Here is a 20,681-nt window from a genome sequence, read left to right as displayed (position 1 = left end):
TTGGTCAGGAAAGTCACGAGATTGGTCAATGATAAACGAAGTAAATTTGAATCCTGAGAAAAAAGAAGAAATGCGGGCGGCATAAAATTTAACTTGAGGCGACAACTAACTTGAAAAACTCCGTACCCTCGCTAACTTTTATAACCCCAAAAACAAAAAACCCAGCAGAAGCTGGGTTTTTGAAATTCTTGATAACGTAAATATTAACGTTTTGAGAACTGTGGACGCTTACGCGCTTTCTTAAGACCCACTTTCTTACGCTCAACTTTACGTGCATCACGAGTAACGAAACCTGCTTTACGAAGTTGTGGACGTAGTGACTCGTCAAACTCCATAAGTGCACGAGTGATACCGTGACGGATAGCACCAGCTTGACCAGTAGTACCACCACCAGCAACGGTGATGTAAAGATCAAACTTTTCAGTCATATCAACAAGCCCTAAAGCTTGACGAACAACCATGCGTGCTGTTTCGCGACCAAAATACTCTTCTAAAGAGCGATTGTTGATTACGATGTTACCAGTGCCTGGGCGTAAGAATACGCGAGCACTTGAACTTTTACGACGACCTGTACCGTAGTATTGATTTGCCATGTTAGTGCTCCTTAAATGTCTAGAACCTGAGGCTGTTGTGCAGCATGGTTGTGCTCAGTACCTGCGTAAACTTTAAGTTTACGGTACATTGCGCGGCCTAAAGGACCACGTGGCAACATGCCCTTAACAGCCTTCTCGATGATCATTTCAGGCTTTGCAGCTTGAAGTTTATCAAAAGTAGTAGACTTAAGACCACCTGGGAAACCAGAGTGAGCATAGTACACTTTATCTTTGAACTTGTTACCAGTTACAGTAACTTTCTCCGCGTTGATAACGATGATGTAATCACCAGTATCTACGTGTGGAGTGTACTCAGCTTTGTGCTTACCGCGTAGGCGATGAGCGATTTCAGTAGCGATGCGACCTAAAGTTTTACCTTCAGCGTCAACTACGTACCAGTCACGTTTTACTGTTTCTGGTTTAGCAACAAACGTTTTCATTTATAAAAATCCAATGTTTTTCAATTAAAACCACAGGTAATTATTATTAATTACCGCTCTAAATGTTTGCTCCAACCCCTTCGAGTTTAAGACTTTTGCGCCATTCAAAAGAGGCTAATCTAATGAAGGCAATAGAACGCAACGTGGCAGACGCGGGAGTATACCAGCACTTTTACCACATTGCTACTCGACGGTTGTTTTTTCCACAAGAAAATTGTTCGATAAGCGATAAAATTAAAAACTGTACTTGTGTTAAGTTAAGTACAGTTTTGATTTGTGTCTAACTTACGACTTATAACTTACAGCTACATTAAACCAAATGCTCTCTTGCTAAGTATTCTAACGACTGCATTTCTTGCAATCGACTAATACAACGTCTGAACTCAAAGTTAAGATTGCCTTGCGTGTAGAGTTCCGTAATCGGTTTTTCAGCAGAAATAATAAGTGTGACGTGGCGTTCGTAAAACTCATCGACTAACGCAATAAAGCGTCTGGCGGCATCATCGTTATTTTGGCCAAGCTGTTTTACGTTCGATAAAATAACAGTGTTATATAAACGGCTTATTTCCATATAATCGACTTGGCTACGTGCGGTTTCACACAACTGAGAGAAATCAAACATCACAATACAATCAGCGACCTTACGGGTTTTGATCATTCGCCCTTCAATTTCGATGGGGTGATCGAGTTTACCAGGCTCTGGAGATAACTTATCAAAATACTCAAACAGATTTTTATCGGCTTGTTCATCTAATGGGCTATGAAATATCTCTGCTTGCTCTAAAGTACGCAATCGGTAATCAATGCCAGAATCCACATTCACAATCTCAGTGTTTGCATTAACAAGTGCAATTGCAGGTAAAAAGCGAGCACGCTGCAAACCATTTCGATATAACTCATCAGGTATAATGTTAGACGTTGCCACTAACACAATGCCGCGCGCAAATAAGGCTTCCATTAAACCACCAAGCAGCATGGCATCAGTAATGTCTTGCACAAAAAATTCATCAAAGCAGATAATGTCGGTTTCAGCTTTAAAAATATCAGCCACAACTTCTAAGGGATTAGCCGTTTTGTCTAATTTTTTTAGCTCTTCGTGAACACGGTGCATAAAACGATGAAAATGCACGCGCATCTTGCGTGTTCCCGGCAGCGCCTCATAGAAGGTATCAACCAAATAGGTTTTACCACGCCCTACTCCCCCCCAAAAATACAAACCTTTTATAGGCGCCGTGCTATTTTTATTAAATAGTTTAGAGAACCAGCCTTTAGCTGCGGGCTTTTGTGCTGTTAAGTCATCGAAAAGCCTTTGTAGATGACGTACTGCATTTTCTTGTGCAGCATCGTAAACAAAGTCTTCACGCTGTAAATCTTGTTGGTACTTTTGCCAAGGAGTCATAGATAGTTACAATAAAACACGGTTTAATTTACGCAATATGTTAACACGCATCGTAACTCGGGGTATATTAGCAGCAACAGGATTTATTCTTGAGTACGCAATCTAGGCGTTATTTTATTTTTATGTATTAATTCCCAAAGGGGTAGAATTATGGGTACAGTTACTTGGATCGGCATTATTGTTATTGTGGCAGTAGCTGCATTTTTCCTTGGCGCCTTCGTCACTAAAAAGCAATTTAAGCAAGATGAATTAGAGCAACAAGCAGAACAAGCTAAAAATGCATTAGAGCAATACCGTCAAGATGTTGCAGATCATTTAGCAAGCACTGGTAGACTCGTCAACAAAATGAAAGACAACTACGACCAATTGTTAAATCATGTTGATGAAACTAACAAGCTGCTATTAGCTGATAAAAAACAGCATCCTAACGAACCATTCTTTTCTAAAGAAACGACAGAGCAGCTACAACGCTCACTAAAAGAACGCCAAAGTGACCGTTCATCGGCACATGCTCAACCGGCTGATTATGTATCAGGTGAATCAGGCTTATTCGCTGGCGAACCAAAAGTAGCCGAGCCTGACAAAGTTTAATTAAGGTTTCAGAAATTTCTAAAGCTTCTTGATGAACTTTTTTTTGACCCCATAGTCTGTTTATAAAGCAGCTTATGTTTTACATGCATTTCAAAACATTCCAAAAGAGCGAACCTACTTTAAAATGTTTTGAACTAAATTGATAAAAGGCTGCTTATGCAGCCTTTTTTGTTTGTGCTTTTTCCTGTGATGTGGAGTAAACCCTGACTATGAAAATGAAATTATCGTTAATCAGTGCAGCAATGTTATCTGCCAGTTTATTATTAACCCCTGCAGTATCAATGGCTAAGATGCCTATCGCAGTCAATGGTCAACAATTACCGACGTTAGCGCCGATGCTAGAACAAATAACACCAGGCGTTGTTAGTATCCAAGTCTCCGGTTCAAAGGAAGTCCGTCGTCGCGCTGATCCGCTTGATTTCTTTTTTGGCAATCCGCAACCGCGTAGCCAAAAGCGTGAATTTAGTGGTTTAGGCTCAGGCGTTATTATTGACGCCAAAGAAGGCTACGTCGTTACCAATAACCACGTAGTTCAAGATGCTGAAAAAATGTTGGTTACTCTTGAAGATGGTCGTGAATACGAAGCAACTAAAATCGGTAGTGATAAAGAATCAGACATCGCGTTATTAAAAATTGATGCCGAGGATTTAGTCGCCGTTAAACTGGCAAACTCAGATCAACTACGAGTGGGTGATTTTGCAGTAGCAATTGGTAACCCATTTGGTTTAAGTCATACCGTTACCTCAGGGATTGTTAGTGCAATGGGGCGCAGTGGTTTAAATATTGAAGGTTATGAAGATTTTATTCAAACCGATGCTGCTATTAACCAAGGTAACTCAGGTGGTGCGCTAGTTAACTTAAACGGTGAGCTAATTGGTATTAACACGGCCATTTTAGGTGCATCGGGTGGCAATGTTGGTATCGGCTTTGCAATCCCATCCAATATGATGAAAAATCTTGTTGACCAAATTATTGAACATGGTGAAGTACGCCGTGGCTCACTAGGTATTTCTGGGCGTCCACTGGATGCAGGCCTTGCTAAAGCACAACAGCTTGATGTAAAACAAGGCGCTTATGTTATGCAAGTAATGGATGATTCTGCCGCCAGTGAAGCGGGTATTAAAGCTGGTGACGTAATTATTAGTATTGATGGTAGTGAGATCAGCGGCTTCCATGAACTGCGCAGTAAAATTGCCACCCTCGGTGAAGGCAGAAAGGTAAAATTAGGTATTTATCGTGATGGCAAAGTACAAACCGTTAAAGTGACCCTTGATGGCGCATCAGCACTAACCGCAGCCGGTGATGAACTACACCCAGCCTTCCAGGGTGCAACACTTGAAAACACCCAAAAGAATGGAAATAAAGGGGTTGAGGTGACAACTGTTGATCCGCGTTCACCAGCAGCTAGAGTCGGCCTTGAAGAAGGCGACGTGGTAATGCAAGTAAACCGTCAGCGTGTTGAAACAATTAGTGACATGAATAAGATCATCGAAAACACTAAAGGTAACATCGTGCTTGGAGTACAACGCGGTCGTGAATCGGTATTTGTTTTAATTCAATAAAATAAATATTAGGTAAATCGCATAAATAATAGCAGTGGTACTTGCCGCTGCTATTTTTTTTGTGCCATCATTAGAAGATCGCTCATTAAGAATAAGAACATTGTGCTGAAATTTTTTAAGTTTGTCCTTCCCCCGCTATTTGCCGGACTCGGTATCGCATTTTTGGTAGTATTTTTTAGCCCAAATATGCGTGCAACGCTGTTACCCAATGTCCCCTTACCAAGTGCTATGAGTATTGACCATTTGAGCTTTGCCGATGCAGTACAGCGCGCAGCGCCATCTGTTGTGACAATCATTTCTGAGAGCATTTCAAAGGAACCTCGTTATAAACGGCAAAACACCGTGCAAGAACTTGGCTCCGGTGTGATCATGTCAAGTGATGGCTATATTCTTACCAACTATCATGTGATCAATAATGCTGATCAAATTATGGTGCTGCTTACTGATGGCCGCCGTTATTTTGATGTTCAGCTCATCGGCTTTGATACCATCACCGACTTAGCACTGTTGAAAATTAACGTTGAGCACTTGCCAGTTATCCCAATTAGTGAGCGTTTTACGCCTCGCGTGGGTGATGTGGTGCTGGCGATTGGTAATCCGCTGAATCTAGGGCAAACAATCACCCAAGGGATCATCAGTGCCACGGGTAAACAAAAAATTACCGATAGTCCTTATAATAGTCTGCTACAAATGGATGCGGCAATTAATGTCGGCAACTCAGGTGGCGCACTGGTAAACTCTAATGGCGACTTGGTTGGGATCACCTCAGCACAATTTAAAACCCGAGAGAACCTCGATATCCAAGGCATATTCTTCGCCGTACCGTACTCGTTAGCAAAAGAGGTAATGGATAAACTGATCCGTCATGGTCGTGTTGTGCGTGGTTACTTGGGCTTCACAGGTACTGCCGTTGATAGTACCGGTAAAGAAGTGAGCGATAAGTTCACCCCTATTGCTGGATTGCGTATAACCAACCTAGATCCATTAGGTCCAGCATGGCAAGCTGGTATTAAAGAACAAGATATTGTGATTAAAATTGGCGGTGAAGATGTCACTAACCCACAAAAAACCTTAACCAGAATTGGTAATTCAGAGCCGGGCCATGAAATAGAATTTGAACTTTATCGAAATGGAAAAGTACTAAAAGTGATGGTGAAGGTTGCAGAGTTAGAGACTAAACTATAATTTTAGTTGCAAGGTAAAAGGTAAAAGGTAAAAGGTAAACAAGGTTTTCGCTTGAACCTTGTTACCTGAACCTTTCAACTCGTATTTAACTACTTCGGCGTTTGATGTTTGCACCTAACGCGCTGAGTTTATCTTCAATCCGTTGATAACCACGATCAACGTGGTAAATTCGGTCAACAACCGTTTCACCTTGTGCCACAATCCCCGTTAAAATTAGGCTCGCTGATGCACGTAGATCGGTTGCCATTACTTGTGCGCCACTCAAACTCTTAGTGTCACCACAAATTGCCGTATTCCCCTCTAAACGAATGTTAGCACCCATACGTTGTAGTTCTGGCACATGCATAAAACGGTTTTCAAAAATCGTTTCGGTAATGGTTGCGCTGCCATTAGCTACTACATTTAACGCAGTAAACTGCGCTTGCATATCGGTAGGGAAACCTGGGTGTGGCATGGTTTTAATATTAACGGCTTTGAGCTCACGGCCACGCATATCAAGATAAATACTATCTTTATGTACTTCAATCAACGCATTAGTTGCACGCAATTTTTCAATCACAGGCTCTAAACTATGAAAATCGGTAAGCTTACATAGCACTTCGCCACCCGCCATTGCTGCGGCCACTAAAAATGTGCCAGTTTCAATCCGATCTGGCAAGATGCGATGCTCACAACCATGCAGCTTTTCAACACCTTCAATTTCAATACGGCTAGTGCCTGCACCGCTAATTTTTGCGCCCATTGCTGTTAAGCAAGCAGCTAAATCTATAATCTCTGGTTCACGCGCCGCGTTTTCTAATACGGTTTTGCCGTCAGCTAAGGTTGCGGCCATTAATAAATTTTCGGTCGCGCCAACGCTGACCATTTCCATGTAGATTTCAGCACCTTTTAAACGCCCATCTACCTTTGCATTGATATAACCATTTTCAACGCTAATAACAGCGCCCATGCGCTCCAAACCTTGAATATGAATATCAACCGGGCGAGCACCAATTGCACAACCACCAGGAAGCGATACTTGTGCTTGACCAAAACGAGCAACCAATGGACCTAATGCTAATACTGACGCACGCATTTGTTTGACTAACTCGTAAGGGGCCAATGTTTTATCAACTTTGCCACCATCAATAACGAGCTGTTCGCCGTGCCAGTGTATTTCTGCGCCGAGGGTTTTTAATAATGCTTCAGTAGTGCCGATATCACGTAAACGAGGAACATTATTAAAGGTACTTTTACCGTCAGCTAATAATGCTGCAAACAAAATAGGTAAAGCGGCATTTTTAGCGCCAGAGATAGTGACTTCACCGGCAAGTCCGGTTCCACCCTGAATTACAAATTGATCCATGAGGAAACCTTTTTTATTGAGGTAAAATGAATTTTTGTTCGCGCTTCCACTCAGTAGGTGTAAATGCACGGATCGAAACTGCGTGGATTGTGCCGTCAGAAATGGTGTTCATCAACGGACCATATACCAGCTGTTGTTTTTTCACTCGGCTTAACCCATCAAAACAATCGCCGACTGCGATAACTTCATAATGACTACCGTTGGCTTTCACATGTACTTCAGCTAATTGCAATTCGTCGCGCAATAAGGTTTCGACTTGGCTTGTTTCCATAACTCTCACTCAAATAGGTTGGTAACCTGTCCCAACTGCATCAACTTTTGCAGTTGTTCAGGAATATTTTGCAATTCAAGGTGAACACCTTGCTGCTTTAATTCTGCGAAAGAGTGAATTAACCAAGCTAAGCCCGCCGTGTCAACCCTAGACACCTCAGAAAGGTCAAAATACCAGTTTTTATGGCTAGTTTGTGAGTTTTTATTCAGAAGTCGTTCAGCGGAAATTGAATTTCGAGTCAATTCACCACTGACTCGATAGTGCTGTTCGTCAAGCTGAGTAACCGTTACTTTACTCATTACCGCCGTCACCTCTAAATTGCACTGGCAACTTACTTTTCTGTTCAAGTAGGTCACTTACATGGTTAATACCTTGCTGGCGCAAAATGCCTTGAAATTCACTTTGCTTGGCATCTAATAAACTAATGCCCTCAGCAACCATGTCATAAGCACGCCATTCGCCATCGCGATCTTCACGTACTTTAAAATCAATTTTAATTTCCGGCTTACCTGGCTCGACAATTTTGGTTTTCACTAATACAAGGTCTTGTCCTGCAAACTCTTTGCTTGCACCAAACTCTACTTTTTGGTTGGTGTATTGGGTAAACACGCCAGCATAAGTGGCGATTAAGTATTCTTGAAACACATCAATAAAGTGTTTGATATCCTCAACCGCTTGCTTTTGCTCAGCAGGATCTTTAATCGCACGCACTTTTGATACATGACTTCCTAATACACGCAGTGCAGCATATTTATAATCAATGTAAGGCATCAACTCTTCTTTGACGATAACCCGTAGATGCTCTTTATCTTTTTCGATTAAAGGCTGGTCACGAGTAATACGTTGAAAAGTATTATCAGATACTTGGCGGACCATTTTATATGGGTCTGTTAAATCGACCGCATCGCTTGCTACGCTAATGGCACTGAAAGTCAGCGCAACTAAAATTAAAAATTTCTTAAACATAATTACTTACTCGCCGCCTTGATTGAATAAAAATTGCCCGATTAACTCTTCAAGCACCAATGCTGATTTCGTGTCAGTGATATAGTCGCCATCATTTAAGGCTTTGCTTTCAACACCAAATAACTCGTCTAACCCTAAGTTTTTATCATTACTTGTTACCGCAACACCTAAACACGCTTGTTCAGCTGATTTTGGGGCAATGACAGGGTTAATCCCTAAATATTGCTCACCTAGGATGCCTGATGTCAAAATTGAAACTGAGCTGGTATCTGAAAAACGACATTTATATTGCGCATCAATCGTCATATCAACAACTGGCACAAATTCTTGTGGGTGAATTGAAATACCCTCAACTCGACCAACCACTACACCACCTACTTTAATCGGCGCACGTGTTTTTAATGAACCAATGTTTTCAAACTTGGCTTTCAATAAGTAAGTTTCGCCGTTGCCGCTGATCCCTGCATTGGCAACTTTTAACGCCAACATAGCAAAAGCTGCTATGCCTAGCGCAACAAAAAAACCAACTAAAATTTCTAATTTCCGTGAATTCATTATCTATACCTTTATTAGCTAGTAAACATTACCGCTGTCAAAATAAAATCAAACCCTAAAACAGCCAAAGATGAGTGTACAACTGTCTCTGTTGTTGCTTTACTGATCCCTTCAGAGGTCGGTATACAATCGTAGCCTTTATAAAGCGCAATCCATGTAACCACGATGGCAAATACAAAACTCTTGATCATGCCATTTAAAATATCTTGCTGAAACGATACTTGTGACTGCATGATTGACCAAAAACTCCCCGTATCTACACCCAACCAATCAACACCCACTAAATGAGCACCAATAATTGCAACTGCTGAAAATATTAACGCCAGTAATGGCATACTGATAAAGCCCGCCCAAAAGCGTGGCGCGATAATACGTTTAAGAGGGTCAATGGCCATCATTTCAAGACTTGATAACTGCTCAGTCGCTTTCATTAAACCTATTTCAGCGGTTAATGCACTACCAGCTCGCCCGGCAAACAATAATGCTGTAACAACAGGGCCTAACTCTCTGAGTAAACTCAATGCTACTAATGGACCTAAGCTGTCCTCTGCACCATAACCAACTAGTACGGTGTAGCCTTGCAACGCCAATACCATACCAATGAATAATCCCGACACCATGATAATCAATAGTGACTGCGAGCCGACCATATATAATTGTCGTATTAAAAGCGGCGTGCCTTTTCTAAAATTAGGCAAACTCCATAACGCACCTATCAACATCTGAGTGGAGCGACCAAGTGCAGCAAATCGTCCTAACGTTTTATGACCTAGCATTTGCAAAAAATCAAACATCAGCGGCGCCCTCCCAGTAATTCTTGTTGATAAGGTTGAGCAGGAAAATGAAACGGCACTGGGCCATCAGATAATCCTTTTAAGAACTGCTGAACTAGGGCCGATTCATGATTACGCATTTCATCCGGTGTACCGCTACCAATAACGCCTTGATCGGCAATAATGATAACGTGATCGGCAATGCTCATCACTTCTGTTACATCGTGAGTTACGATTAATGATGATAATCCAAGCACTTGATTAAGCGATTTAATCAACTTAACTAATACCCCCATGGAAATTGGGTCTTGGCCTGCAAATGGCTCATCATACATAATTAATTCAGGATCAAGTGCGATTGAGCGCGCTAATGCAGCACGACGTGCCATACCACCTGACAGCTCAGAAGGCATTAGATCTTGTGCGCCACGCAAGCCAACAGCTTGTAATTTCATTAGCACCACAAGGCGAATTAAATCTTCACTTAGACGAGTGTGTTCACGCAGCGGAAAAGCGATATTGTCAAATACTGACATATCGGTAAATAATGCGCCGCTTTGGAACAACATACTCATTTTGGTTCGCGCCGCATAAAGCTCTTTGCGCGACATGGCAGGAATGTTATTACCTTCGAATAAAATAGTGCCGCTATCTGGTTTTAATTGACCACCAATTAAACGCAACATGGTGGTTTTACCAATTCCGCTTGGTCCCATAATTGCCGTAATTTTTCCTTTCGGGACACTAAAGCTCATATTTTTATATATGCAGCGATTGCCCCTAGAAAAGCTTACATCCTTGATTTCTACTATTGGTTGCGACAAGTCGCTCTCCATTACTATTTTCACTAGTTCACCTATTTTAAGCGTTTTTACAGCAAGATGGAAAAAACAAATCGTAAAATTTTGTAATATTCTATGTAATAGCGCTGCAAACCTTACAGCAGTAGGCTTAACCGTCGCTTAAATAATTATTCTCAGTCCAAATCAGGCCATAATCTAACAAGCTACGCAGATTCTTTTATTTATACTTTCAGGTTGGCTTTTGTTACTATTTGCAGTCATCTCATTTTGAATAATTGGCGTAACGTAATGGTGACTTCTTTTGTCATTTTAATTCTCGGATTTGCAGCTCTAGTTTGGAGTGCGGATCGCTTTGTTTATGGTGCTGCGGCACTGGCAAAAAATTTCGGTGTTCCTACTCTTATTGTTGGCTTAACCGTTGTTGCGATGGGCTCGTCAGCCCCTGAAATGATGGTCTCAGCATCAGCTGCGCTTGCCGGTAAAACTGACACTGCCGTGGGTAACGCCGTTGGCTCAAATATCACTAATATTTTACTTGTTTTAGGTATTACCGCGCTATTGCGCCCACTCTCAGTATCATCAATGACATTAAAACGCGAAATGCCGCTTGTACTACTAGTGTCAATCGCTGCCTGGTATGTATTTTCTGATAACTACTTTTCATTTGCTGAGGGCGTTGCATTAATCATTGGCTTTGTGGTCTTTATTGCGGGCTTAGTTATTATTTCTATTCGCGCTAAAAACCAAGCTGATGACCCATTTGTAAGTGAAGCCTGTGAAGACGTACCAGATAACGTGCCCACCAAATCGGCTTTATTTTGGTTAATTATTGGTATGATATTACTGCCTGTCAGCTCACATTTTTTAGTTGGCTCAGCAGTTGATATAGCCAAATACTTTGGCCTAAGTGATTTAGTAATAGGGTTAACCATTATTGCTATTGGCACCAGTTTGCCTGAGCTGGCAGCCTGTATTGCTGGGGTATTAAAAAACGAAGATGATTTAGCACTGGGTAATATTGTTGGCTCAAATATATTTAACATTTTAGCTGTGTTGCCACTGGCTGGGATTATCAACCCTTCAATTATTGATCCTTCAGCTGCAAACCGTGATGCCTTAATAATGATTGGTGCCACCATAGCCCTTATTGCTATGTCCTTGAGTTTTAGGGGCACAAGACGCATTAATAGAGTTGAAGGTGGCCTGTTATTGGTCGCGTTTTTAATCTATCAAGGTTATATTTTCAGCCAAGTTGCTTAATGCTAGCCACAAAATGGATAACACAATGACGCAGTTAAATTTTATTGAACAAGGTAAGCGGGTGCTAGAAATAGAGCGCCAAGCACTGCTTGATATAACCCAATATCTAGACGAAAACTTTAATCAAGCTTGCCAATTGATGTATCAATGTCACGGTAGGATCATAGTAGTCGGTATGGGGAAATCAGGGCATATTGGTAATAAAATTGCTGCAACACTGGCAAGCACTGGCACGCCTGCGTTTTTTGTCCATCCGGGTGAAGCAAGTCATGGTGATTTAGGGATGATCACTCGTGATGACGTGGTTATGCTTATTTCAAACTCAGGCGAAACCAGCGAAGTACTGAATATTATTCCGGTTATTAAACGTATTGGCGCAAAAATGATCGCCATGACAGGTAACCCTGAATCATCAATGGCAAATTGGGCTGATGCTCATGTATGCATCAAAGTAAGTCAAGAGGCCTGCCCATTAGGACTCGCTCCGACTGCAAGCACGACTGCAACACTTGCGATGGGTGATGCAATAGCCGTTGCTCTGCTAGAAACCCGTGGCTTTACCGCCGATGACTTTGCGCTATCGCATCCTGGTGGTAGCTTAGGTAAACGTTTACTATTGTGTTTAAAAGATATTATGCACAGTGGCCCAGCAACGCCTATGATCAATGATAAGCAATGTATCAAAGATGCATTAATCGAAATGTCGGCAAAAGGCTTAGGTATGACAGCTATTGTTGATGACACAGGGCAACTTGCAGGGCTTTTTACTGATGGTGATTTACGGCGAATTTTAGAGCAACGAATAGATATTCACAGTACTTTGATAAGCACTGTCATGACCCGCTCTTGCACTACTGCAACTGCTGATATGCTTGCCGCCGAGGCACTCAATATCATGGAGAATAAGCGTATCAATGGCTTAATTGTAGTTGATGATAAACACCACCCTATTGGTGCTCTTAATATGCAAGATTTGCTCAAAGCAGGAGTTTTATAATGCAGTTTGCTGACTTATATCAGCCACTTTCAGATGATGCTCGCGAGCGAGCACAAAAAATCAAACTCCTGATCTGTGATATCGATGGGGTGTTTTCAGATGGTCGTATTTATCTTGGTAACCAAGGTGAAGAACTCAAAGCGTTTAATACTAAAGATGGCTTTGGTATCAAAGCACTGATCAATAGCGGTTTTGAAGTTGCCGTGATCACCGGTCGTCATTCACAGATAGTTCAGCAACGGATGACTAGCCTGACAGTACCGCATATTTACCAAGGCCAAGAAAACAAGTTGCAAGCTTATCAACAGCTCAAGGATAAATTGCAGTTAAGCGATGAACAAATCGCTTACATAGGCGATGACGGACCTGACTTGCCGGTAATGGAATTGGTTGGTTTTGCGGTGGCAGTAAATGATGCGCATCCACTAATCAAACGCATTTCACATTATACAACCATGCTACCTGGTGGCTTTGGGGCGGTGCGTGAACTCACTGATTTATTAATGCTCGAAAATGGTAAATCATTAACCAGCGAAGGCACGAGCTCATGAATAGTGCGCGTTTAATATTATGCGTATTATTTGTCGGCTGCATGGTATGGCTGTGGTATCCGTATTTTTATCAAAGTACCGCCATAAAACAACACCAAGAAGATATAATAGCAAAACCTGATTATACTGCGGTGGCATTAAAACAAACCGCATTTGATGAACAAGGTAAAATTAGCCACAAAGTAACAGCTGCAAAAATGGAACTCTACCAACAGTTAGGGTTCACTTACTTTGAACAACCTATTTTTACACTCTATAATCAACAGCAGACGTGGCAAATTAATGCCGATGAAGCCACCTTATATGAAAATCATCAATTAATTTTAGAAGGTAATGTGGTTGCTAAAAACCTGACCAATAATGCCATGATTGAACATATAAACGCAGATAATATTCAGGTTGATATTGAACTACAAACCATGAGTTCAGAACAACCAGTTGAATTAATCGGACCAAATTTAAAAATCACTGGGCGCGGTCTCCATGCCGACTTAAAAGCCGAAGTGGTAGAACTAATTAACCATACGCGAACCATATATTATGACCAATAAATTTGCTCACTTGCTTGTTATACCAAGCTTATTCATTGCTTTTGCAAGCTTTGCTGAAAATACGACACCACCTGCAGATCAAGTCTCTATCAGTGCTGACACGCAGCTTGCCCAACTGAAAGACAATATCGGTATTTTTGAAAAAAATGTTGAAATCATTCATGGTAACCGCCGTATCAAAGCGGATCGACTTGAAGTCCATAAGCGCGAAGATTTAGGCGATAACAAACAACTACTTGTCGCAACTGGCAGTCCGGCTTACTTTGAAGAAAAACAAACTGATGGCACAGTAATGAGTGCCAGTGCTGATGAAGTCCGTTACGATGTCGCTAAGCGCTATTTAACCTTGGTTGGCAATGCACAAGTCACTCAGGCAGGTCAAAAAATCAATGCCAAAAGCATTACCTATGATATGGACCAGCAACTGATCAGTGCTGAAAAAGGCGCAAGCTCAAGCGATCGTGTGCACACCATTTTGGTACCAGTAGACAGTAAAAAAGACAAATCTAAAGGGCAGCCATGAGTACATTAAAAGCTGAATTTCTAGCAAAAAGCTATAAAGGTCGCCAAGTTGTAAAAAGCGTGGGTTTAGAAGTTAGCGCAGGCAGCATTGTTGGCTTATTGGGTCCTAATGGCGCTGGTAAAACCACCACCTTTTATATGATTGTGGGTTTAGTTCCAAGCGACAAAGGTAAAATCAGTATTGATGATAATGACATCACCTTACTGCCAATGCACAGTCGCGCACGGTTAGGGATTGGCTACCTGCCACAAGAATCATCCATCTTCCGTAAATTAACTGTTTATCAAAACCTGATGGCTATTTTAGAAACTCGTAAAGAGCTGAATAAACAAGCCAGAGAAGAAGCGCTCGACAGCTTACTTGATGAGTTTAGCATTCAACATATCCGCGACAGCCAAGGTATGGCATTATCTGGCGGTGAACGTCGTCGAGTTGAAATTGCACGCGCTTTAGCCGCAAACCCAAAATTTATCTTACTTGATGAGCCTTTTGCTGGCGTTGATCCTATTTCAGTGTTAGATATAAAGAAGATTATTGAACACCTTAAAAACCGTGGTATTGGCGTGCTTATTACCGACCACAATGTACGAGAAACCCTTGATGTTTGTGAAAAAGCCTACATAGTTTCTCATGGGGAGTTAATTGCATCAGGTACCCCTGAGCATGTACTCGCCGACCAAACAGTCCGCGATGTTTACCTGGGCGAGCAATTTAGGCTATAAAGCCACGCTCGGCTAAGTATCTGCTAGACTTAACGATGATAACAATAAAAGGATTGTTAGAGATACATGAGGCAATCACTCCAGCTGCGCATGGGCCAGCAACTTACAATGACACCACAGCTGCAACAAGCAATTCGCTTATTGCAACTCAGTACATTGGATCTCCAGCAAGAAATTCAAGAAGCGCTCGACAGCAATCCATTGTTAGAGCTAGAAGAACATGAATATTCAGACGACACGGCTGGTAAAAACGAACAAAAACAAGATAACGATGACTTAACCGTTAGCGCATCAGCAGACGACAAGCCAAGCGAATATGAACAAGAAAGTAGCGAAGCATTAAGTAAAGAGACCTTAAGTGACGAAATGGCTATGGACGTCACCTGGGACGAATACATGAGTGCTGCGCCAAATACGTCATCTGGGCCAATGCCTGAAGATGAGTCAATTTATCAAGGTGCCTCAACTGAAACCTTGCACGAATATCTAATGTGGCAATTACAACTCACACCTTTTAGTCCAACCGATGAAGCCATTGCCATTGCGATTGTTGAAGCCGTTGACGATTCAGGTATTTTAACCTTGAGCTGCGAAGACATCGCAGAAAGCTTAAATCAAGGTAATAACGAAGAAGAAATCGAACTCGACGAAGTGCAAGCAGTGTTAAAACGCATTCAGTTGTTTGACCCTGTTGGTATTGCTGCGCGCAGCCTACAAGAATGTTTATGTATTCAATTAAATCAATTTGATCCTGCAACTCCTTGGATTAGCGAGACAAAAATGATTTTAACTGATCATATCGATTTATTAGCTAGTCGTGACTATCGCACTTTGATGAAAAAGACTAAGCTTAAAGAAGATGAACTAAAAGAAGTAATGACACTGATCCACAGCCTTAACCCAAAGCCTGCGGATACCATAGTACGCGAAGAATCAGAGTATGTTATTCCTGACGTTTCGGTGAAAAAAATTAAAGGTCGCTGGGTGGTTGAACTCAATCCAGACAGCATGCCAAAAATTAGAGTGAACAGCCAATATGCGGCGATGTCACGCTCTGTAAAATCAAGCACTGACAGCCAATTTATACGCTCGCATTTGCAAGAAGCTAAATGGTTTATTAAAAGCCTAGAAAGTCGTAACGAGACGTTACTCAAAGTAACCAACTGCATTGTTAAACAGCAGCAAGGATTCTTTGAGCATGGCCCTGAGGCCATGCGCCCTATGGTACTAAACGACGTTGCCGAAATGGTTGAGATGCACGAATCAACAATTTCTCGTGTAACCACCCAAAAATACATGCATACCCCTCGTGGTATATTTGAGTTAAAATATTTTTTCTCGAGCCATGTAAGTACTGAGAACGGCGGCGAATGCTCATCGACAGCCATTCGAGCATTGATCAGAAAATTGATCAGTGCAGAAAACTCAGCGAAACCATTGAGTGATAGTAAAATTGCAGATATATTGGCAGAGCAAGGTATCAAAGTAGCTAGACGGACTATTGCAAAATACCGCGAGTCACTGGCTATTCCACCGTCAAATCAACGTAAAAGTTTGATTTAAGGCGTAAAATCACAAGAGGAAAATGCTTATGCAACTAAATTTAACTGGTCGTCATGTAGAAATTACTGATTCATTAAGAGACTATGTAAACAATAAGTTTGCCAAGCTTGAAAGGCATTTTGATCATATCAATAATGTCCATGTCATTCTTGATGTAGAAAAGCTAAGCCAAAAAGCAGAAGCCACATTACATGTCAGTGGCGCTGAATTATTTGCCTCAACTGAGCACCAAGACATGTATGCAGCCATTGACGGACTAATCGACAAACTTGACCGTCAGGTAATTAAACACAAAGAGAAGCACGCTCGACACTAACACTATGAAATTAAGCTCACTTATTTGCCAGGACTGCAGTAAAGCTGCGGTCCTTTTTAATAGCAAAAAACGGATCATTGAATTTATCAGCCAATTGGCTCATGAACAACTTCCTCAGCTATCACAACAAGAAATCCTCAACGCACTACTGTCGAGAGAAAAACTAGGTAGTACGGGTATTGGTCGTGGTATTGCTATTCCTCATGGCCGTATGAGTGGTGTTGAAAACCCGCTAGCAATAATTATAGTGAGTGAATCACCGATTGATTTTGATGCGATAGATAATCGCCCAGTTGATATATTTGTAGCTCTCATCGTGCCAGATGGTGATAGCCAACTTCATTTGAAGACGTTAGCCACAATTGCTGATAAACTCAACGACAAAGATTTTTGTAAACAACTACGTAGCGCAAAAACAGACCAAGATTTGTATCACGTAATTGCTGCGCAATCGTAGCCAAATGAAGGAGAATTTACATGGAGTTAATCATCATCAGTGGGCGTTCTGGCTCAGGTAAATCTGTTGCTCTGCGTGTAGTAGAAGATCTTGGCTATTATTGTGTAGATAATATTCCGGTAAACTTATTACCTTCATTAGTGCGCAGTGTCTCTGATAATTATGACAAAATTGCCGTCAGTATTGATGTCCGTAATTTACCGAAAGAGCAGGAAGAATTTAACGATATTCTTGAATACTTGCCTGGTTTTGCAAATCCGACGCTATTTTATTTAGACAGTGATGATCAAACCCTGATCAAACGTTTTTCTGAAACTCGCCGCTTACACCCATTATCTTTGGACTCTTTGCCACTGGATTTAGCTATCAAGCAAGAAAAAGTATTACTTGATGTATTAACTACTCGCGCTGACTTTATACTTGATACCACTGATCTGAGTGTCCACCAGCTTGCAGAGTCAATCCGTGAAAAGATTTTAGGGAAAAAAGATAAAAAACTAATCATTACCTTTGAATCATTTGGTTTTAAATATGGTATCCCAAAAGAAGCTGATTATGTTTTTGATGCACGCTTTTTACCAAACCCACATTGGGAGCCTGAGCTTAAGCCACTTACAGGCCTTGATCAGCCAGTAAAAGATTATTTAGCCAGCCATAGTATCGTACAAAAATTCACTTGGCAGATCCAAACCTTTGTACAAACTTGGTTACCGCATTTGGAGCGTAATAACCGCAGTTACTTAACAATTGCTATTGGTTGCACCGGTGGTCAACATCGCTCAGTTTATCTAGCGCAAACTATAGGTGAAAGCTTCTCGATGAGCCACAGCAATGTGAAAATTCGCCATCGTGAACAAGAATAACAACTCACGTTTACAGTAAGGAATGTTGATGCGTTTAGAAGATACATTTTTAATAAAAAACAAACTCGGTTTACATGCTCGCGCAGCCAGCGTATTAGCGCAATTAGCTGTGCAGTTTGATGCCAGCATCACACTTCATCAAGATGACAAACAAGCCGCAGGCGATAGCGTACTCGGCTTAATGCTATTAGAAAGTAGCCAAGGCAAAGAAGTTAAAGTTGTATGTGAAGGCCCGGACGCTGAACCTGCTCTTGCAGCAATTGGCGAGTTGATCGCACAACGCTTTAACGAACAAGAATAGCTCGTAGTCAGTACCACTAAATTGCGTTAAACTAAATAAAGTCGTTAATTAAACAGACCAAGCGCGTTAATTACCGACAACTGTTACCCTACCTATCAAGCGTATTAATTTTTAAGGACGCCAATGCCAGAAGCTTTTGAACAAGATTACCCACTACAACAACTAAAACAAGTGACCAAGTCACTTAACAGTGGTCAATTTGTTCAAGTAAGGCGTATGTTGGCAAAAACAGCTCCGTGTGACACCGCATTATTACTCGAGTCATCCCCACATAAAATTCGTACCTTGCTATGGCAACTGGTTGATCCAGATGTACAAGGTGACGTACTCGAAGAACTCTCAGAAGATGTTCGTTTAGGGATCATTGCCCAAATGGAGCCGAAGCACATCGCTGCGGCAACTGAGGACATGAGCCACGATGATCTAGGGGAAGTACTACGTAGCCTACCTGATACCGTCTACAAAGACGTTGTTAGTGCCATGGACAGCCAAGATCGAGAACGTGCAACTCAAGCACTCTCTTATCAAGAGCGCTCTGCTGGCGCGCTAATGAACACTGATACAGTGACCATCCGTCCAGATGTCACTATCGACGTAGTACTGCGCTACTTACGTTTACGTGGTGAGCTACCAGAAGGTACCGATGATCTTTATGTTGTTGATAAACATAACTGCTTTATAGGTGCCATGTCGTTAACGACCTTGTTGACTAACTCGCCAGATAAAATCATTCGCGACTTAATGGATGAAGATTGTGAATCTATCCTCATTTCGATGGATGAAACCGATGTAGCACAACTGTTTGAACGTCATAACTGGATATCAGCCCCAGTGGTTGATGATAATGACCATCTACTTGGCCGTATCACCATCGATGATATCGTTGACGTTATCCGTGAAGACGCCGAGCATAGCTTATTAAGCCTAGCCGGTCTTGATGATGAAGAAGATACCTTTGCCCCAGTGTTAAAAAGTTCGAAAAAGCGCTCAATTTGGCTTGGCGTTAACTTATTAACCGCGCTACTTGCTGCGATTGTGGCAAGCTTCTTTGAAAACACCTTAGCAATTTTACCTATTCTAGCGGTACTCAACGGTATAGTGCCATCCATGGGTGGTGTTGCGGGCAGCCAAACATTAACCCTCGTAATACGTGGTATTGCAGTGGGTCATATCAACCAAACTAACCAACGCTTTTTACTGATCAAAGAGCTTGCAATCGGCGCAATAAACGGGATTGTTTGGTCCATTTTAATTGCCGGTGTTGTTGCTATTTGGCAATGGGACTTTAAGCTTGGCGGCGTACTCGCCTTTGCCATGTTTATGAACTTAGTAGCCGCAGGTATCGCCGGTGCCAGTATTCCGCTGCTATTGAAAAAAATGAAAATTGACCCTGCATTAGCTGGCAGCGTAGTACTGACAACCGTAACCGATATTGTAGGGATCTTCGCCTTCCTAGGCACCGCCACATGGTTGTTGGTGTAGTTAAAAATTAGTTAAAGGTTAAACCCATCGTAGGCGCGAGTTTATCTCGCGCATCTCTTAGCGTTACATCAACCTCATCCGCCAACTTAGGCAATGGCTTTAGCCATGAATGTTATCAACCGCGCGGCATAAAGCACCGCCTACGATAAACCCAAAACTTTAACACCCGTAGGCGTTGAGCTTGCTGACGCACAAACTCCGAGCCACATTTAAAACGCGGTGGCAAGCCACTCGCCTACAAGTGATTTAACACCGAGATAAACGTTAAAACCCGTAGGCGTTGAGCTTGCTGACGCACAAACTCCGAGCCACATTTAAAACGCAGTGGCAAGTCACTCGCCTACAAGTGATTTAACACCGAGATAAACGTTAACACCCGTAGGCGTTAAGCTTGCTGACGCAAAAACACCGAAACAATATTGAATATCGCGGTGGCAAGCCACTCGCCTACAAGTGAGTAATTAAACACTGAGATTACCGTTAACACCCGTAGGCGTTGAGCTTGCTGACGCACAAACTCCGAGCCACATTTAAAACGCAGTGGCAAGTCACTCGCCTACAAGTGATTTAACACCGAGATAAACTTTAACACCCGTAGGCGTTAAGCTTGCT

General features: G+C 41.9%; 26 protein-coding genes. 15 read left to right on the top strand and 11 right to left on the bottom strand.

All coding sequences use genetic code 11. The features are described 5' to 3' along the window. Positions 1-203: 203 nt before the first annotated feature. The 3 genes from rpsI to zapE form a co-directional block, all read right to left on the bottom strand. The gene (gene rpsI / locus H5187_RS18585; protein WP_016710054.1) at positions 204-593 is read right to left on the bottom strand and encodes a 30S ribosomal protein S9; all 390 of its coding nucleotides are present in this window, start codon (positions 591-593) and stop codon (positions 204-206) included. A gap of 11 nt (positions 594-604) precedes the next feature. Further along, positions 605-1,033: a 50S ribosomal protein L13 gene (rplM, locus tag H5187_RS18580; protein WP_002957960.1), complete on the bottom strand. Its 429-nt coding sequence runs from the start codon at positions 1,031-1,033 to the stop codon at positions 605-607. 310 nt (positions 1,034-1,343) lie between these two features. Then, positions 1,344-2,432 carry a cell division protein ZapE gene (gene zapE / locus H5187_RS18575; protein ID WP_149980601.1) on the bottom strand — a complete coding sequence of 363 codons (1,089 nt, stop codon included), beginning with the start codon at positions 2,430-2,432 and terminating at the stop codon, positions 1,344-1,346. A gap of 150 nt (positions 2,433-2,582) precedes the next feature. Here zapE and H5187_RS18570 point away from each other — a divergent pair, with 150 nt between their 5' ends. The 3 genes from H5187_RS18570 to H5187_RS18560 all read left to right on the top strand — a co-directional run bounded on the left by H5187_RS18570 (position 2,583) and on the right by H5187_RS18560 (position 5,770). After that, a complete protein-coding gene (locus tag H5187_RS18570; RefSeq protein ID WP_145236792.1) occupies positions 2,583-3,023 on the top strand; it encodes a YhcB family protein in 441 nt (146 codons plus the stop codon). Between the two features lie 209 nt (positions 3,024-3,232). Further along, positions 3,233-4,585 carry a Do family serine endopeptidase gene (locus H5187_RS18565; protein ID WP_149980600.1) on the top strand — a complete coding sequence of 451 codons (1,353 nt, stop codon included), beginning with the start codon at positions 3,233-3,235 and terminating at the stop codon, positions 4,583-4,585. 102 nt (positions 4,586-4,687) lie between these two features. After that, positions 4,688-5,770, top strand: a complete 1,083-nt coding sequence (locus H5187_RS18560) for a trypsin-like peptidase domain-containing protein (RefSeq protein ID WP_149980599.1) — start codon at positions 4,688-4,690, stop codon at positions 5,768-5,770. A gap of 85 nt (positions 5,771-5,855) precedes the next feature. On the opposite strand, the gene murA is transcribed toward H5187_RS18560, so the two are convergent. From murA to mlaF, 7 genes are read right to left on the bottom strand one after another with little or no spacing between them, the layout of a single operon-like run. Next, a complete protein-coding gene (murA, locus tag H5187_RS18555; protein ID WP_145236783.1) occupies positions 5,856-7,115 on the bottom strand; it encodes a UDP-N-acetylglucosamine 1-carboxyvinyltransferase in 1,260 nt (419 codons plus the stop codon). 13 nt (positions 7,116-7,128) lie between these two features. Continuing rightward, positions 7,129-7,386 (bottom strand): BolA family protein, encoded by a 258-nt coding sequence (locus H5187_RS18550; protein ID WP_149980598.1) that lies wholly within the window; start codon positions 7,384-7,386, stop codon positions 7,129-7,131. Positions 7,387-7,391: 5 nt separating this feature from the next. After that, entirely contained in the window at positions 7,392-7,685 is a 294-nt protein-coding gene (locus H5187_RS18545; protein WP_182719514.1) for a lipid asymmetry maintenance protein MlaB, read from the bottom strand. Beyond that, positions 7,678-8,352: a phospholipid-binding protein MlaC gene (locus H5187_RS18540; protein WP_182719515.1), complete on the bottom strand. Its 675-nt coding sequence runs from the start codon at positions 8,350-8,352 to the stop codon at positions 7,678-7,680. Before H5187_RS18540 ends, H5187_RS18545 begins: the two co-directional genes overlap by 8 nt. A 6-nt stretch (positions 8,353-8,358) precedes the next feature. Beyond that, a complete protein-coding gene (mlaD, locus tag H5187_RS18535; RefSeq protein ID WP_149980595.1) occupies positions 8,359-8,907 on the bottom strand; it encodes an outer membrane lipid asymmetry maintenance protein MlaD in 549 nt (182 codons plus the stop codon). A 14-nt stretch (positions 8,908-8,921) separates the two neighbouring features. After that, positions 8,922-9,701, bottom strand: coding sequence for a lipid asymmetry maintenance ABC transporter permease subunit MlaE (mlaE, locus tag H5187_RS18530; RefSeq protein ID WP_145236765.1), 780 nt, complete (start codon positions 9,699-9,701; stop codon positions 8,922-8,924). Further along, on the bottom strand, positions 9,701-10,516 hold the full coding sequence (mlaF, locus tag H5187_RS18525; RefSeq protein WP_182719518.1) for a phospholipid ABC transporter ATP-binding protein MlaF: 816 nt from the start codon (positions 10,514-10,516) through the stop codon (positions 9,701-9,703). Before mlaF ends, mlaE begins: the two co-directional genes overlap by 1 nt. A gap of 255 nt (positions 10,517-10,771) precedes the next feature. On the opposite strand from mlaF, the gene H5187_RS18520 reads away from it, so the two are divergent. The 12 genes from H5187_RS18520 (at position 10,772) to mgtE (ending at position 20,069) form a co-directional block, all read left to right on the top strand. Next, positions 10,772-11,743, top strand: coding sequence for a calcium/sodium antiporter (locus H5187_RS18520; RefSeq protein WP_149980594.1), 972 nt, complete (start codon positions 10,772-10,774; stop codon positions 11,741-11,743). A 25-nt stretch (positions 11,744-11,768) separates the two neighbouring features. Continuing rightward, positions 11,769-12,740, top strand: coding sequence for a KpsF/GutQ family sugar-phosphate isomerase (locus H5187_RS18515; protein ID WP_145236758.1), 972 nt, complete (start codon positions 11,769-11,771; stop codon positions 12,738-12,740). Then, complete coding sequence (gene kdsC / locus H5187_RS18510) at positions 12,740-13,291, top strand: 3-deoxy-manno-octulosonate-8-phosphatase KdsC (protein ID WP_149980593.1); 552 nt, start codon at positions 12,740-12,742, stop codon at positions 13,289-13,291. The genes H5187_RS18515 and kdsC overlap by 1 nt, the downstream gene beginning before the upstream one ends. Then, the gene (lptC, locus tag H5187_RS18505; RefSeq protein WP_149980592.1) at positions 13,288-13,842 is read left to right on the top strand and encodes an LPS export ABC transporter periplasmic protein LptC; all 555 of its coding nucleotides are present in this window, start codon (positions 13,288-13,290) and stop codon (positions 13,840-13,842) included. Before kdsC ends, lptC begins: the two co-directional genes overlap by 4 nt. After that, on the top strand, positions 13,832-14,365 hold the full coding sequence (gene lptA, locus H5187_RS18500; protein WP_182719516.1) for a lipopolysaccharide transport periplasmic protein LptA: 534 nt from the start codon (positions 13,832-13,834) through the stop codon (positions 14,363-14,365). The genes lptC and lptA overlap by 11 nt, the downstream gene beginning before the upstream one ends. After that, a complete protein-coding gene (gene lptB / locus H5187_RS18495) occupies positions 14,362-15,087 on the top strand; it encodes an LPS export ABC transporter ATP-binding protein (protein WP_149980590.1) in 726 nt (241 codons plus the stop codon). Before lptA ends, lptB begins: the two co-directional genes overlap by 4 nt. A 66-nt stretch (positions 15,088-15,153) precedes the next feature. Next, positions 15,154-16,650, top strand: coding sequence for an RNA polymerase factor sigma-54 (locus H5187_RS18490; RefSeq protein WP_145236743.1), 1,497 nt, complete (start codon positions 15,154-15,156; stop codon positions 16,648-16,650). A gap of 28 nt (positions 16,651-16,678) precedes the next feature. Beyond that, complete coding sequence (gene hpf / locus H5187_RS18485) at positions 16,679-16,966, top strand: ribosome hibernation promoting factor (protein WP_145236739.1); 288 nt, start codon at positions 16,679-16,681, stop codon at positions 16,964-16,966. Between the two features lie 4 nt (positions 16,967-16,970). Next, positions 16,971-17,423 carry a PTS IIA-like nitrogen regulatory protein PtsN gene (gene ptsN, locus H5187_RS18480; protein ID WP_149980589.1) on the top strand — a complete coding sequence of 151 codons (453 nt, stop codon included), beginning with the start codon at positions 16,971-16,973 and terminating at the stop codon, positions 17,421-17,423. 20 nt (positions 17,424-17,443) lie between these two features. Next, positions 17,444-18,286 (top strand): RNase adapter RapZ, encoded by an 843-nt coding sequence (rapZ, locus tag H5187_RS18475; RefSeq protein WP_149980588.1) that lies wholly within the window; start codon positions 17,444-17,446, stop codon positions 18,284-18,286. Between the two features lie 28 nt (positions 18,287-18,314). After that, positions 18,315-18,587: an HPr family phosphocarrier protein gene (locus tag H5187_RS18470; protein WP_064667815.1), complete on the top strand. Its 273-nt coding sequence runs from the start codon at positions 18,315-18,317 to the stop codon at positions 18,585-18,587. A gap of 123 nt (positions 18,588-18,710) precedes the next feature. Further along, on the top strand, positions 18,711-20,069 hold the full coding sequence (mgtE, locus tag H5187_RS18465) for a magnesium transporter (RefSeq protein WP_145236729.1): 1,359 nt from the start codon (positions 18,711-18,713) through the stop codon (positions 20,067-20,069). 385 nt (positions 20,070-20,454) lie between these two features. Here mgtE and H5187_RS18460 read toward each other — a convergent pair whose 3' ends face one another. After that, a complete protein-coding gene (locus tag H5187_RS18460; RefSeq protein ID WP_182719517.1) occupies positions 20,455-20,616 on the bottom strand; it encodes a hypothetical protein in 162 nt (53 codons plus the stop codon). Positions 20,617-20,681: the final 65 nt, after the last annotated feature.

Source organism: Pseudoalteromonas sp. SG44-1 (assembly GCF_014164315.1).
Classification (GTDB): domain Bacteria; phylum Pseudomonadota; class Gammaproteobacteria; order Enterobacterales; family Alteromonadaceae; genus Pseudoalteromonas; species Pseudoalteromonas rhizosphaerae.
Note: the sequence above shows the minus strand (reverse complement) of the source record. Positions and strands in the feature narration are given on the sequence as shown.

What these genes read in the sequence shown, in the direction of transcription:
- H5187_RS18470 (WP_064667815.1), top strand. Translation starts at nt 18,315, where the DNA reads ATGCGTTTAGAAGATACATTTTTAATAAAAAACAAACTCGGTTTACAT.
- kdsC (WP_149980593.1), top strand. Translation starts at nt 12,740, where the DNA reads ATGCAGTTTGCTGACTTATATCAGCCACTTTCAGATGATGCTCGCGAG.
- mlaF (WP_182719518.1), bottom strand. Translation starts at nt 10,516, where the DNA reads ATGGAGAGCGACTTGTCGCAACCAATAGTAGAAATCAAGGATGTAAGC.
- ptsN (WP_149980589.1), top strand. Translation starts at nt 16,971, where the DNA reads ATGAAATTAAGCTCACTTATTTGCCAGGACTGCAGTAAAGCTGCGGTC.
- H5187_RS18520 (WP_149980594.1), top strand. Translation starts at nt 10,772, where the DNA reads ATGGTGACTTCTTTTGTCATTTTAATTCTCGGATTTGCAGCTCTAGTT.
- hpf (WP_145236739.1), top strand. Translation starts at nt 16,679, where the DNA reads ATGCAACTAAATTTAACTGGTCGTCATGTAGAAATTACTGATTCATTA.
- H5187_RS18490 (WP_145236743.1), top strand. Translation starts at nt 15,154, where the DNA reads ATGAGGCAATCACTCCAGCTGCGCATGGGCCAGCAACTTACAATGACA.
- H5187_RS18540 (WP_182719515.1), bottom strand. Translation starts at nt 8,352, where the DNA reads ATGTTTAAGAAATTTTTAATTTTAGTTGCGCTGACTTTCAGTGCCATT.
- lptA (WP_182719516.1), top strand. Translation starts at nt 13,832, where the DNA reads ATGACCAATAAATTTGCTCACTTGCTTGTTATACCAAGCTTATTCATT.
- lptC (WP_149980592.1), top strand. Translation starts at nt 13,288, where the DNA reads ATGAATAGTGCGCGTTTAATATTATGCGTATTATTTGTCGGCTGCATG.
- murA (WP_145236783.1), bottom strand. Translation starts at nt 7,115, where the DNA reads ATGGATCAATTTGTAATTCAGGGTGGAACCGGACTTGCCGGTGAAGTC.
- mlaE (WP_145236765.1), bottom strand. Translation starts at nt 9,701, where the DNA reads ATGTTTGATTTTTTGCAAATGCTAGGTCATAAAACGTTAGGACGATTT.
- mlaD (WP_149980595.1), bottom strand. Translation starts at nt 8,907, where the DNA reads ATGAATTCACGGAAATTAGAAATTTTAGTTGGTTTTTTTGTTGCGCTA.
- H5187_RS18545 (WP_182719514.1), bottom strand. Translation starts at nt 7,685, where the DNA reads ATGAGTAAAGTAACGGTTACTCAGCTTGACGAACAGCACTATCGAGTC.
- H5187_RS18550 (WP_149980598.1), bottom strand. Translation starts at nt 7,386, where the DNA reads ATGGAAACAAGCCAAGTCGAAACCTTATTGCGCGACGAATTGCAATTA.
- lptB (WP_149980590.1), top strand. Translation starts at nt 14,362, where the DNA reads ATGAGTACATTAAAAGCTGAATTTCTAGCAAAAAGCTATAAAGGTCGC.
- rpsI (WP_016710054.1), bottom strand. Translation starts at nt 593, where the DNA reads ATGGCAAATCAATACTACGGTACAGGTCGTCGTAAAAGTTCAAGTGCT.
- H5187_RS18565 (WP_149980600.1), top strand. Translation starts at nt 3,233, where the DNA reads ATGAAAATGAAATTATCGTTAATCAGTGCAGCAATGTTATCTGCCAGT.
- rapZ (WP_149980588.1), top strand. Translation starts at nt 17,444, where the DNA reads ATGGAGTTAATCATCATCAGTGGGCGTTCTGGCTCAGGTAAATCTGTT.
- H5187_RS18570 (WP_145236792.1), top strand. Translation starts at nt 2,583, where the DNA reads ATGGGTACAGTTACTTGGATCGGCATTATTGTTATTGTGGCAGTAGCT.
- H5187_RS18515 (WP_145236758.1), top strand. Translation starts at nt 11,769, where the DNA reads ATGACGCAGTTAAATTTTATTGAACAAGGTAAGCGGGTGCTAGAAATA.
- zapE (WP_149980601.1), bottom strand. Translation starts at nt 2,432, where the DNA reads ATGACTCCTTGGCAAAAGTACCAACAAGATTTACAGCGTGAAGACTTT.
- mgtE (WP_145236729.1), top strand. Translation starts at nt 18,711, where the DNA reads ATGCCAGAAGCTTTTGAACAAGATTACCCACTACAACAACTAAAACAA.
- rplM (WP_002957960.1), bottom strand. Translation starts at nt 1,033, where the DNA reads ATGAAAACGTTTGTTGCTAAACCAGAAACAGTAAAACGTGACTGGTAC.